The organism is Pseudomonas sp. Pseusp16, from assembly GCF_047324915.1.
Classification (GTDB): Bacteria; Pseudomonadota; Gammaproteobacteria; order Pseudomonadales; family Pseudomonadaceae; genus Aquipseudomonas; species Aquipseudomonas fluorescens_CD.
Genome location: NZ_CP168522.1, coordinates 588473 through 600785 on the forward strand (window position 1 = coordinate 588473; position 12313 = coordinate 600785).

11 protein-coding genes are annotated in these 12313 nt (G+C 60.6%); all 11 read right to left on the bottom strand.

Going from position 1 to position 12313, the window contains the following annotated elements; all coding sequences use genetic code 11:
• Positions 1–31: 31 nt before the first annotated feature.
• Positions 32–1885 (bottom strand): NADH-quinone oxidoreductase subunit L, encoded by a 1854-nt coding sequence (gene nuoL / locus ACEN8Q_RS02450; protein ID WP_008020702.1) that lies wholly within the window; start codon positions 1883–1885, stop codon positions 32–34.
• Positions 1882–2190: an NADH-quinone oxidoreductase subunit NuoK gene (gene nuoK / locus ACEN8Q_RS02455; RefSeq protein ID WP_007946416.1), complete on the bottom strand. Its 309-nt coding sequence runs from the start codon at positions 2188–2190 to the stop codon at positions 1882–1884. Before nuoK ends, nuoL begins: the two co-directional genes overlap by 4 nt.
• 2 nt (positions 2191–2192) lie before the next feature.
• Positions 2193–2696 carry an NADH-quinone oxidoreductase subunit J gene (nuoJ, locus tag ACEN8Q_RS02460; RefSeq protein ID WP_057399869.1) on the bottom strand — a complete coding sequence of 168 codons (504 nt, stop codon included), beginning with the start codon at positions 2694–2696 and terminating at the stop codon, positions 2193–2195.
• A 9-nt stretch (positions 2697–2705) separates the two neighbouring features.
• A complete protein-coding gene (gene nuoI / locus ACEN8Q_RS02465) occupies positions 2706–3251 on the bottom strand; it encodes an NADH-quinone oxidoreductase subunit NuoI (protein ID WP_218278330.1) in 546 nt (181 codons plus the stop codon).
• Between the two features lie 12 nt (positions 3252–3263).
• A complete protein-coding gene (gene nuoH / locus ACEN8Q_RS02470) occupies positions 3264–4271 on the bottom strand; it encodes an NADH-quinone oxidoreductase subunit NuoH (protein ID WP_111287957.1) in 1008 nt (335 codons plus the stop codon).
• Positions 4268–6982, bottom strand: a complete 2715-nt coding sequence (gene nuoG, locus ACEN8Q_RS02475; RefSeq protein ID WP_413426027.1) for an NADH-quinone oxidoreductase subunit NuoG — start codon at positions 6980–6982, stop codon at positions 4268–4270. Before nuoG ends, nuoH begins: the two co-directional genes overlap by 4 nt.
• Positions 6983–7118: 136 nt before the next feature.
• Positions 7119–8474 (bottom strand): NADH-quinone oxidoreductase subunit NuoF, encoded by a 1356-nt coding sequence (gene nuoF / locus ACEN8Q_RS02480; protein WP_413426025.1) that lies wholly within the window; start codon positions 8472–8474, stop codon positions 7119–7121.
• Entirely contained in the window at positions 8471–8968 is a 498-nt protein-coding gene (gene nuoE / locus ACEN8Q_RS02485; protein ID WP_008020715.1) for an NADH-quinone oxidoreductase subunit NuoE, read from the bottom strand. The genes nuoF and nuoE overlap by 4 nt, the downstream gene beginning before the upstream one ends.
• Positions 8969–8970: 2 nt before the next feature.
• Positions 8971–10755, bottom strand: a complete 1785-nt coding sequence (gene nuoC, locus ACEN8Q_RS02490; RefSeq protein WP_095966501.1) for an NADH-quinone oxidoreductase subunit C/D — start codon at positions 10753–10755, stop codon at positions 8971–8973.
• A 72-nt stretch (positions 10756–10827) separates the two neighbouring features.
• The gene (locus ACEN8Q_RS02495; protein WP_007970441.1) at positions 10828–11502 is read right to left on the bottom strand and encodes a NuoB/complex I 20 kDa subunit family protein; all 675 of its coding nucleotides are present in this window, start codon (positions 11500–11502) and stop codon (positions 10828–10830) included.
• A gap of 10 nt (positions 11503–11512) precedes the next feature.
• On the bottom strand, positions 11513–11926 hold the full coding sequence (locus tag ACEN8Q_RS02500) for an NADH-quinone oxidoreductase subunit A (protein WP_003223812.1): 414 nt from the start codon (positions 11924–11926) through the stop codon (positions 11513–11515).
• Between the last annotated feature and the right edge of the window lie 387 nt (positions 11927–12313).

Here is a 12313-nt window from a genome sequence, read left to right on the forward strand (position 1 = left end):
CAATTCCTTTCGCAAGTTCGCAAGGTTCATATCAGACCGCTACCAGCACGACGGCGCCGATAACCAGCACGGCACCAGCAGCCATCGAGGCGGCGTACCAACGCAGTTGACCGGTCTCGGTACGGCTCAGGGCGGTGTGACCGCCTTTGGCCATACGCGGGATCAGACCGATGGTCTGGTCCAGCGGGTCTTTGCGCAGGATGTGGTTGATCGCCAGGTATGGCTTGACGAACAGTTTGTCGTAGATCCAGTCGAAGCCCCAGGCAGCGAACCACCAGGCCGACAGGATACGGCCGATGCCGCTGTTGGCGATGGCGGTCACGAAGCGACGCTTGCCGAGGAACAGCAGCGCGGCCAGCAGGATACCGGACAGGGCGATGGCGCCCGAGGCGATTTCCAGGCTGTGCTTGGCTTCGCCGCCGGCATGGCCGACGCTTTCCGGCAGTACGCCGTGCAGCGGTGGAACGATCATCGCACCGATGGCGGTGGACAATACGATCAGCACCGACAGTGGCAGCCAGTGGGCGATGCCGTGACCGGCATGGGCTTCGGTCTTCGCTTCACCGTGGAACGCGATGAAGATCAGGCGGAAGGTGTACAGCGAGGTCATGAATGCGCCGACCAGGCCCGCATACAGCAGACCGTGGTTGCCGCTGGCGAACGCTTCCCAGAGGATTTCGTCCTTGGAGTAGAAGCCTGCGGTTACCAGAGGCAGGGCCGCCAGGGCCGCGCCGCCGACGATGAAGCTGGCGTAGGCCAGTGGCAGTTTCTTCCACAGACCGCCCATCTTGAAGATGTCCTGCTCGTGGTGGCAGGCAACGATCACCGCACCGGAAGCAAGGAACAGCAGGGCCTTGAAGAAGGCGTGGGTCATCAGGTGGAAGATCGCGCCATCCCAGGCACCAACGCCCAGGGCCAGGAACATGTAGCCGATCTGGCTCATGGTCGAGTAAGCGAGGATACGCTTGATGTCGGTCTGAACCAGTGCAGCAAAACCGGCCAGGACCAGGGTCACACCGCCGACGATTCCCACGAGATGCAGGATTTCCGGCGCCAGGGTGAACAGGCCGTGGGTACGGGCGATCAGGTAGACACCCGCGGTCACCATGGTTGCGGCGTGGATCAGTGCCGAAACCGGAGTAGGGCCGGCCATCGCGTCCGCCAGCCAGGTTTGCAGCGGCAGTTGCGCCGATTTACCGACAGCGCCGCCCAGCAGCATCAGGGTGGCCAGGACCATCCAGATATTGCCGGCCTGGAACTTCTGCGGTGCCAGCACCAGCAGTTCCTGGACATTCAGCGTGCCCAGTTGGGCAAACAGGATGAACAGGCCGATGGCCATGAACACGTCACCGATACGGGTCACGATGAAGGCCTTGAGTGCCGCGTTGCCGTTGTTGCGGTTGCTGTAGTAGAAACCGATCAACAGGTACGAGCACAGGCCCACGCCTTCCCAGCCGAAGTACAGGAACAGCAGGTTATCGCCCAGCACCAGGAACAGCATGCTGGCGATAAACAGGTTGGTGTACGCGAAGAAACGCGAGTAGCCGTCTTCACCGCGCATGTACCAGGAAGCGAACAGGTGGATCAGGAAGCCGACGCCAACCACCACACCCAGCATGGTCAGGGACAGACCATCCAGGTACAGGGCGAAGTTCGGCTTGAAGCCTTCCACCGCCATCCACTGCCACAACACCTGGGTGTAGTGACCGCCTTCCGGTGGCGCGACGTTGAATTGCCAGATCACGTAAGCCGCGACGATGGCAGACAAGCCGACTGAACCGACGCCGATCAGTGCCGACAGGTTTTCCGAGAGGCGGCCGCGTGAAAACGACAGCAGCAGGAAACCGATGAGAGGGAACAGGAAAGTCAGATAGAGAAGATTCATCCGCGCATCTCACTGGCAGCGTCGATATCGAGCGTGTGGAAGCGGCGATACAGTTGCAGCAGGATCGCCAGGCCAATACTGGCCTCGGCGGCTGCCAGGCTGATCACCAGGATGAACATGATCTGTCCATCCGGCTGCGCCCAGCGGCTACCGGCAACGATGAACGCCAAAGCGGAGGCATTCATCATGACCTCCAGGCTCATCAGCACGAAGAGGATGTTGCGGCGGACCATCAGGCCGACCAGACCGAGGCAGAACAGGATGCCGGCAACCGCCAGACCATGCTCCATGGGGATAGCAGGCATCGTCATTGCTCCTTGGCTTCGTTACGGCCCAGATGGAACGCCGTGACGGCTGCGGCGAGCAGCAGCATCGAGGCGAGTTCGACCACCAGCAGGTAAGGACCGAACAGGCTGATGCCCACGGCCTTGGCGTCTACGGTGGTGTGGCCGACGGCCTGGCCGCTCTGGTGGGAGAGCAGTACATACAGCAGTTCCACCAGCAGCAAGGCGGCGAGGGCGACCGGGCCGCCCCAGATACCGGGCTTGAGCCAGGCGCGCTCTTGCTGAACCGAGGCCGGGCCCAGGTTCAGCATCATCACCACGAACACGAACAGCACCATGATGGCGCCAGCGTAGGCGATCACTTCCAGGACACCGGCAAACGGTGCGCCGAGGGCGAAGAACGTCATCGCCACGGCAATCAGCGAAATGATCAGGTAGAGCAGGGCGTGCACAGGGTTGGTGTTGGTGATCACGCGAAGCGTGGACACCACAGCGATACCCGATGCGAAATAGAAAGCGAATTCCATCTTTCTTCCTTAAGGCAGCAAGCTCTTCACGTTGATCGGTTCGGCTTCATTCTGCGCGGAGCCTTTGGGCTTACCGGCAATCGCCATACCTGCAACACGATAGAAGTTGTAATCAGGGTTTTTGCCGGGGCCGGAGATCAGCAGATCTTCTTTCTCGTAAACCAGGTCCTGACGTTTGAACTCGGCCATTTCGAAATCCGGCGTCAGCTGGATCGCGGTGGTCGGGCAGGCTTCCTCGCAGAGGCCGCAGAAAATGCAGCGCGAGAAGTTGATGCGGAAGAAGTCCGGGTACCAGCGACCGTCTTCGGTTTCAGCTTTCTGCAGCGAGATGCAACCGACCGGGCACGCGACGGCGCACAGGTTGCAGGCTACGCAACGCTCTTCGCCGTCGGGGTCGCGGGTCAGCACGATACGGCCACGGAAGCGCGGCGGCAGGTACACGGCTTCTTCCGGGTACTGCAGCGTGTCGCGCTTGCGGAAGGCGTGGCTAAAAATCATCACCAGGCTGCGAAGCTGGGTGAAGAAGCCATGCACGATGTCAAAAATGTACTTCATGATTCTCTATCCTCACTGAGCCGCGACGGCGGGCGTGTTGAGCAACACGATCGCAGCGGTCACCAGCATGTTGACGAGGGTCAGCGGCAGGCAGAACTTCCAGCTGAAGTCCATCACTTGGTCATACCGTGGGCGCGGAATCGAAGCGCGCAGCAGAATGAAGAACATGATGAAGAACGCGGTTTTCAGCGCGAACCAGATGAACGGGATCTGCGGCAGGATGCCGAACGGACCGTGCCAGCCACCGAAGAACAAGGTCACCAGCAGCGCCGAAATCAACACGATGCCGATGTACTCGCCGACGAAGAACATGCCCCATTTCATGCCGGCGTATTCAATGTGGTAACCGTCGGCCAGTTCCTGTTCCGCTTCCGGCTGGTCGAACGGGTGACGGTGAGTCACGGCCACGCCAGCGATGAAGAAGGTCAGGAATCCGAAGATCTGCGGAATGACGAACCACAGGTTCTGCGCCTGGTATTCAACGATGTCGCGCATGTTGAACGAGCCAACCTGGATCACGATGCCCATCAGCGACAGGCCCATGAACACTTCGTACGACACGGTTTGTGCCGAGGCCCGCAAGCTGCCCAGCAGGGCGAACTTGTTGTTGCTCGACCAGCCGGCGAACAGCACCGCGTAGACCGACAGACCGGCCATGGCGAAGAAGAACAGGATGCCGATGTTGATATCCGCCACGCCCCAGGTCGGGGTGATCGGGATGATCGCGAAGGCAATCAGCAGGGCGCTCATGGCCACGACCGGTGCCAGCGTGAAGATCACTTTGTCGGCGAACGGCGGCGTCCAGTCTTCCTTGAAGAACATCTTGATCATGTCGGCAGCGATCTGGAACGCACCGAACGGGCCCACGCGGTTCGGGCCGTAACGGTCCTGCCAGAGGGCGAGCAAGCGACGCTCGACCCAGCTGAGCAGGGCGCCGCAGATCACCACGGCGAGCAGAATCACCACGGCCTTGAGGACCGCGATGATGATGTCGATCACTTCAGGAGTGAACCAGGTCATTGAGCTGCCTCCTGCAGACCGTCAACGGATTTGCCAAAGATCGCTGGCGGAATGCCGGCGATGCCCGCAGGCAGTGCCACCAGACCGGCGCCCAGTTCTTCATTGATGCGCAGCGGCAGACGCAAGGTCTGGCCGGCGACATTGAAGCTCAGCATGGCACCGTCGTTGACGCCCAGGCGGTCGGCTTCGGATTTGGCCAGTGCGACGTAGGCAGCCGGAATGCGTTCCTGAACCGGAGCGGCTTTCGAAGAGTTCTCTTCGCTGCCGAACAGGTGGAAGAACGGTACGACCTGCCAGGTGCCCTGGGCCGGATTGAACGCGCGCGGAACACTGGCGAACCAGTTCAGCGAGTCACCAGTGCTTTCGATCAGGCGGGTGCCCGGGTCGCCAGCGCGGATGTGACCACCGACTTCGTCCTGGAACTTGTTCCAGGCTTGCGGCGAGTTCCAGCCCGGAGACCAGGCGAATGGCACTTGCTGACGCGGTTCGGCCGAGCCCGAGTAACCTTCCATCGAGAAGGCGAACGCGGTGTCCTTGTCCTGCGGGGTACGCGGTTCGTGCACGCTGATGTCGGCGCGCATGGCGGTACGACCGGAGTAACGCAGCGGTTCACGGGCCAGTTTCATGCCCTTGATGCGGAACGCGGCGGACGGTGCGGCATCGACGATGCGGTTCAGTTGCGGCGTACTGGCAGCAACGGCAGCGGTGGCGTGGTCCAGTTGGGTCCAGTCGATCGGCTGGTTCAGCAGGGTAGCGCGCAGGGCATGCAGCCAGCGCCAGCCTTCGTGAACCAGGATGCTCGCATCCAGGTATTTCGGATCGAAGACCTGGAAGAAGCGCTGGGCGCGGCCTTCCTGGCTGACCAGGGTACCGTCGCCTTCAGCGAAGCTGGCAGCTGGCAGAACCAGGTGTGCGCGATCGCTGGTGGCGGTCTGCTGATGGTCGGCGACGATCAGCACTTTCGCGGCGGTCAGGGCAGCATCAACCTTGGCCTTGTCGGTACGGGTGTACAGATCGTTTTCCAGCACGACGATGGCGTCGGCACGGCCGTCGATCACCGCTTGCAGCGCGGCGTCGACCGATTCGCCACCGAGCATGGCCAGGCCGAGGCTGTTGGCCTCTGGCACGATCAGGCTGATGGAACCGTTCTTCTCGCGCAGCTTCAGGGCTTTGGCAATGTTGGCAGCAGCCTCGATCAGCGCCTTGGAACCCAACGAGGTGCCGGCGATGATCAGTGGACGCTTGGCCGCGAGCAGGGCGTCGGCAATGCGCTTGGCCAGTTCGAGGGCTTCAGCGTCCAGGCCTTCAACGGCTGGAGCGCTGGCGTCGAGGGCGTGAGCCACGGCGAAACCGATGCGGGCCAGGTCGTCGGGAGCTGCGTGAACGCATTCTTCGGCGATATCGTCGAGCTTGGTTTCAGCCAGGCTGGCGATGAACAGCGGGTTCAGTGCGTGCTGGCCGATGTTCTTCACCGCGGCGTCGAGCCAGGGCTGGACGCGCATGGCGTCGGCCATGTCTTCGGCCTTGCCTTTGACCGATTGACGCAGCGACAACGCCATACGGGCGGCGGTCTGGGTCAGGTCTTCACCGAGGACGAAGATGGCGTCGTGGTCTTCGATGTCGCGCATGTTCGGTACTGGCAGCGGGCTGTCTTTGAGCACTTGCAGGACCAGGCGGATGCGCTCCAGTTCGGAGGCTTCGATACCCGAGTAGAAGTGCTCGGCGCCCACCAGTTCACGCAACGCGTAGTTGCTTTCGAGGCTGGCGCGTGGCGAACCTATACCGACGATGTTGCGACCGCGCAGCAGGTCGGCGGCCTTGTCCAGTGCGTCGTCAAGGCTCAACTTGGTGCCATTGGCCAGCAGCGGCTGGCGTGGACGGTCTTCGCGGTTGACGTAGCCATAGCCGAAACGGCCACGGTCGCACAGGAAGTACTGGTTCACCGAACCGTTGAAACGGTTTTCGATGCGACGCAGTTCGCCATAACGCTCGCCCGGGGAGATGTTGCAGCCGCTGGAGCAGCCATGGCAGATGCTCGGCGAGAACTGCATGTCCCATTTACGGTTGTAGCGCTCGGAGTGAGTCTTGTCGGTGAACACGCCGGTCGGGCAAACCTCGGTGAGGTTGCCGGAGAACTCGCTTTCCAGGGTGCCGTCTTCAACGCGACCGAAGTACACGTTGTCGTGGGCGCCGTACACGCCGAGGTCGGTGCCGCCAGCGTAGTCTTTATAGAAGCGCACGCAGCGGTAGCAAGCGATGCAGCGGTTCATTTCGTGGGAAATGAACGGGCCCAGTTGCTGGTTCTGGTGGGTGCGCTTGGTGAAGCGGTAACGGCGCTCGTTATGGCCGGTCATTACCGTCATGTCTTGCAGGTGGCAGTGACCGCCTTCCTCACAGACCGGGCAGTCGTGAGGGTGGTTGGTCATCAGCCATTCAACAACGCTGGCGCGAAACGCTTTGGATTCTTCATCGTCGATGGAGATCCAGGTGCCATCGGTGGCAGGGGTCATGCAGGACATGACGATGCGACCACGGGTGTCGTTCTCGTCGGTGTACTGCTTGACCGCGCACTGGCGGCAAGCGCCAACGCTGCCAAGGGCAGGGTGCCAGCAGAAGTAAGGAATATCGAGGCCTAGCGACAGACATGCCTGTAACAGGTTGTCTGCCCCGTCGACTTCGAGCGCTTTGCCGTCTACGTGGATAGTGGCCATGGTTCAAAGTTCTTCGTTGGCCCGGTGTCAGCGGGCGTGGCTAATGGAATCTTGTCATTCGCGTGAATCAACACAGCCGCTTGCGGCGTCATCACACGAAAAGCGAAGGGCACGGACCCTTCGCCTTTTTAAGCATTTACGCGCCGACTACGATCGGCCTTGCCAGAGGCGGGACGGCGGCGCTGACAGGCGCGATGCCGGCTTCGAACTCATGGCGGAAGTATTTGATGGCGCTGCCCAACGGCTCCACGGCACCCGGTGCGTGAGCACAGAAGGTCTTGCCCGGGCCGAGGAAACCGACCAGACCCAGCAGGGTCTCGATGTCGCCTGGCTGGCCTTCGCCGTTCTCGATGGCCATCAGCAGCTTGACGCTCCATGGCAAGCCATCACGGCACGGGGTGCAGAAGCCACAGGATTCGCGAGCGAAGAACTGTTCCATGTTGCGCAGCAGGGACACCATGTTGACGCTGTCGTCCACCGCCATCGCCAGGCCAGTACCCATACGGGTGCCCACCTTGGCAATGCCGCCGGCGTACATTTGTGCGTCCAGGTGCTCCGGCAACAGGAAGCCGGTGCCGGCGCCGCCTGGCTGCCAGGCCTTGAGCTTGTAACCGTCGCGCATGCCACCGGCGTAGTCTTCGAATAGCTCGCGACCAGTGACGCCGAATGGCAGTTCCCACAGGCCCGGATTCTTCACCTTGCCGGAGAAGCCCATGAGCTTGGTGCCCATGTCGTCACTGCCTTCGCGAGCCAGTGATTTGTACCAGTCCACGCCGTCGGCAATGATCGCCGGGACGTTGCACAGGGTTTCAACGTTGTTCACGCAAGTCGGCTTGCCCCACACGCCCACGGCGGCAGGGAAGGGCGGCTTGGAGCGCGGGTTGGCGCGACGGCCTTCGAGGGAGTTGATCAGTGCGGTTTCTTCACCGCAGATGTAACGCCCGGCGCCGGTGTGGACGAACAGCTCGAAATCGAAGCCGCTGCCCAGAATGTTTTTACCCAGCAGGCCCGCTGCCTTGGCTTCTTCCACGGCACGGTTCAAGTGCTTGGCGGCGGTGGTGTATTCACCACGCAGGAAGATGTAGCCACGGTAGGTTTTCAGTGCGCGGGCACTGATCAGCATGCCTTCGATCAGCAGATGGGGCAGTTGCTCCATCAGCATGCGGTCTTTCCAGGTGTTCGGCTCCATTTCATCCGCGTTGCACAGCAGGTAGCGGATGTTGATGGATTCGTCCTTGGGCATCAGGCCCCACTTCACGCCAGTGGGGAAGCCTGCACCGCCGCGGCCCTTGAGGCCGGAATCCTTCACGGTCTGGACGATGTCGTCCTGAGCCATGTCAGCGAAGGCCTTGCGCGCTGCGGCGTAACCGTTCTTGGCCTGGTATTCGTCGAGCCAGACGGCTTCGCCGTCGTCACGCAGGCGCCAGGTGAGCGGGTGAGTCTCGGCCGAACGCTTGATGCGGTTGGCGGGACCGAAGGAAGTCAGGGTCATACGTAGCCCTCGAGCAATTTGGCAACGCCGGCTGGCTGAACATCACCGAAAGTGTCGTCGTCGATCATCAGCGCCGGCGCCTTGTCGCAGTTGCCGAGGCAGCAGACCGGCAGCAGGGTGAAACGACCGTCGGCGGTGGTCTGACCCAGGCCGATGCCAAGCTTGCTCTGGATTTCGCTGACCACGGACTCGTGGCCGCCGATGTAGCAGACCATGCTGTCGCAGACGCGAATGATGTGACGACCCACTGGCTGACGGAAGATCTGGCTATAGAACGTCGCCACACCTTCAACGTCGCTGGCCGGGATGCCGAGGATCTCGCCGATGGCGTACAGGGCGCCATCCGGCACCCAGCCGCGTTCCTTCTGGACGATCTTCAGGGCTTCGATAGACGCCGCGCGCGGGTCTTCGTAGTGATGCAGCTCGTGCTCGATGGCCGAGCGCTCGGTTTCACTCAAGGTGAAACGGTCTGTCTGGATAAGCGTGCTGTTCATGCTTAGCGGTCCACGTCGGCCATAACGAAATCGATACTACCCAGGTACGCAATCAAGTCCGCGACCATGCTGCCTTTGATCACCGAAGGGATCTGCTGCAGGTGCGGGAAGCTTGGTGTACGAATCCGGGTGCGGTAGCTCATGGTGCCGCCATCGCTCGTCAGGTAATAACTGTTGATGCCCTTGGTCGCTTCGATCATCTGGAAGGATTCGTTGGCCGGCATGACCGGGCCCCACGAAACTTGCAGGAAGTGCGTGATCAAGGTTTCGATGTGCTGCAGGGTGCGCTCTTTCGGCGGCGGCGTGGTCAGCGGGTGATCCGCCTTGTACGGGCCTTCCGGCATGTTGCGCAGGCACTGGTCGATGATCCTGATGCTCTGGCGCATCTCCTCGACACGCACGATGCAGCGGTCGTAGGCATCGCCATTGGCAGCCAGCGGCACTTCGAATTCGAAGTTCTCGTAGCCCGAGTACGGGCGCGCTTTACGCAGGTCGAAATCGCAACCGGTCGAACGCAGGCCGGCACCGGTGACGCCCCATTCCAGGGCCTCTTTGGTGTTGTAGTCGGCGACGCCGATGGTCCGGCCACGCAGGATGCTGTTGTCCAGGGCGGCTTTCTGGTATTCGTCCAGACGCTTGGGCATCCACTCGACGAAATCCTTGACCAGTTTTTCCCAGCCGCGCGGCAGGTCGTGGGCGACGCCACCGATGCGGTACCAGGCCGGGTGCAGACGGAAACCGGTGATGGCTTCGATCACGGTGTAGGCACGCTGACGGTCGGTGAAGGTGAAGAACACCGGGGTCATGGCGCCGACGTCCTGGATGTAGGTCCCCAGGAACAGCAGGTGGCTGGTGATCCGGAAGAACTCGGCCATCATGATGCGGATGACGTCGACCTTCTCCGGCACCTTGATGCCGGCCAGCTTCTCGACCGAGAGCACGTACGGCAGGTTGTTCATCACGCCGCCGAGGTAGTCGATACGGTCGGTGTACGGGATGAAGCTGTGCCAGGACTGACGCTCGGCCATTTTCTCGGCACCACGGTGGTGGTAGCCGACGTCCGGTACGCAGTCGACGATCTCTTCACCGTCCAGCTGCAGGATGATACGGAACGCACCGTGCGCGGACGGGTGGTTCGGGCCGAGGTTGAGGAACATGTAGTCCTCGTTCGGGCCGGAACGCTTCATGCCCCAGTCTTCAGGCTTGAAGCGCGCAGACTCTTCCTCGAGCTGTTGCTTGGCCAGGTTCAGGGTGAACGGGTCGAATTCGGTGGCGCGGGCCGGGAAGTCCTTGCGCAGCGGGTGACCTTCCCAGGTCGGCGGCATCATGATGCGCGACAGGTGAGGGTGGCCTTTGAAGTCGATACCGTACATGTCCCAGACTTCACGCTCGTACCAGTTGGCATTCGGCCAGATGCTGGTGACGGTCGGCAAGCTGAGGTCGCTCTCGGACAAGGCGACCTTGATCATCACGTCACTATTACGTTCGATCGACATCAGGTGGTAGAACACGGAGAAGTCGACGCCGTTCGGCAGCCCTTGACGCTTGGTGCGCAGGCGCTCGTCCACGCCGTGCAGGTCATAGAGCATGACGTACGGCTTGGGCAGGTTACGCAGGAACGTCAGGACTTCGACGAGTTTGGCGCGGGCAACCCAAAGCACCGGCATGCCGGTGCGGGTAGGCTGGGCGGTGAACGCCTCCGGGCCAAAACGGTTGTTCAGTTCGACGACCACATCCTGGTCGTCTGCCTTGTAAGGCGGGATGTACAGAGCACTGCCTGTAGTCATGGTTATTTATCGCTTTCGGTCAACGTAAAGAATGAAGCCAGTTTTTCGTTTCTTTGAAACAGCAGAACTGGATCAGACTTCGTCGGGGCTGCGCAGGTTGGTTACCTGAATACGCTGTTCGCGGCGCTTTTCCTTTTCGGACGGCATCTCGGCGCGGTACACGCCTTGATCGCCAACGACCCAGGAAAGTGGGCGACGCTCCTGGCCAATCGACTCCTGCAACAGCATCAGGCCTTGCAGGAAAGCTTCAGGGCGGGGCGGGCAGCCAGGCACGTAGACGTCCACGGGCAGGAACTTGTCCACCCCTTGAACGACGGAGTAGATGTCGTACATGCCACCGGAGTTGGCGCACGAACCCATGGAGATGACCCATTTAGGCTCGAGCATTTGCTCGTAGAGACGCTGAATGATCGGCGCCATCTTGATGAAGCAGGTACCGGCGATAACCATGAAATCCGCCTGACGCGGCGATGCCCGGATAACCTCGGCGCCAAAGCGCGCGATGTCGTGGGGCGCCGTGAAGGCGGTGGTCATTTCCACGTAGCAGCACGAAAGACCGAAGTTGTACGGCCACAGGGAGTTCTTGCGCCCCCAGTTGATCGTGCCGTTGAGCACGTCTTCGAGCTTGCCCATGAAAATGTTTTTGTGGACTTGATCTTCTAACGGATCGGAAACGGTTTCCCGTTGGCCAATCGGATACTGCTCGTTAGGAGCATCGGGGTCGATCCTGGTGAGATTGTATTGCATTGCCAAAGCCTCATTGTTTCAGCTTCGCTTGCCGCTTGCGCCGAGCTTCCGGAGCCCAGTCAAGGGCGCCCACTCGGAATAGGTAGACAAGGCCTGCCAACAGAATTGCTATGAAAACGAGAGCTTCGACGAATCCGGTCCAGCCGCTTTCGCGGACGGACACAGACCATGCAAAGAGAAAGAGGGCTTCGATATCGAAGATCACGAAGAGCATCGCGACCAGATAGAATTTGGCTGAGAGCCGCAAGCGGGCGCCACCTGTAGGTAGCATGCCGGACTCGAACGGTTCGTTTTTGCTGCGGCCCCAGGCTTTTGACCCGAGTAGGCTGGAAACGCCCAGCATGAAGGCACAGAGGCCGACAACGCCTAGAAGGAAAATGGCAAAGCCCCAGTTGTGGGCCATGAGTCCTGTCGCTTCGGGCATGCTGGTAATCCTTAACAGAGAGCAAAGGTCTCTGAGCTTGAAAAGAAACAAAGCAGTGACGATATGTCGCAGCAATCAATCCCGCTGATTTTATGGCTAAACACCCGGCAAGTAAAATTCCTATAGCGAAATTATTTATAGGAATAAGGACATAGCGAGTCTGCAAAAGCCGGCAGCCCTTGCGTTGCGGGCATTAGGGGGCTTTTCGCAAATAATGTTTTGTAGGGAATGTAACGAACATAGTTGCAGCTAAATGATAATCAATATTGTTTGTGGTGGTTTTCAAACTGTTTGCCCCTCGGATACTCGGGAAGTTGTCTTATTTGAGCGTTACAGCAAGTAGCAGCGGTGTGCGTTTTAGCGGATTTTTCTGACGTTGATGTCGCT

Excerpts from the sequence above, each read along its gene's own strand:
- nuoL (WP_008020702.1), bottom strand. The coding sequence starts at position 1,885 with ATGAATCTTCTCTATCTGACTTTCCTGTTCCCTCTCATCGGTTTCCTG.
- nuoK (WP_007946416.1), bottom strand. The coding sequence starts at position 2,190 with ATGCCTGCTATCCCCATGGAGCATGGTCTGGCGGTTGCCGGCATCCTG.
- nuoJ (WP_057399869.1), bottom strand. The coding sequence starts at position 2,696 with ATGGAATTCGCTTTCTATTTCGCATCGGGTATCGCTGTGGTGTCCACG.
- nuoI (WP_218278330.1), bottom strand. The coding sequence starts at position 3,251 with ATGAAGTACATTTTTGACATCGTGCATGGCTTCTTCACCCAGCTTCGC.
- nuoH (WP_111287957.1), bottom strand. The coding sequence starts at position 4,271 with ATGACCTGGTTCACTCCTGAAGTGATCGACATCATCATCGCGGTCCTC.
- nuoG (WP_413426027.1), bottom strand. The coding sequence starts at position 6,982 with ATGGCCACTATCCACGTAGACGGCAAAGCGCTCGAAGTCGACGGGGCA.
- nuoF (WP_413426025.1), bottom strand. The coding sequence starts at position 8,474 with ATGACCCTGACTTCCTTCGGTCCCGCCAACCGCATCAAGCGTTCGGCC.
- nuoE (WP_008020715.1), bottom strand. The coding sequence starts at position 8,968 with ATGAACAGCACGCTTATCCAGACAGACCGTTTCACCTTGAGTGAAACC.
- nuoC (WP_095966501.1), bottom strand. The coding sequence starts at position 10,755 with ATGACTACAGGCAGTGCTCTGTACATCCCGCCTTACAAGGCAGACGAC.
- ACEN8Q_RS02495 (WP_007970441.1), bottom strand. The coding sequence starts at position 11,502 with ATGCAATACAATCTCACCAGGATCGACCCCGATGCTCCTAACGAGCAG.
- ACEN8Q_RS02500 (WP_003223812.1), bottom strand. The coding sequence starts at position 11,926 with ATGCCCGAAGCGACAGGACTCATGGCCCACAACTGGGGCTTTGCCATT.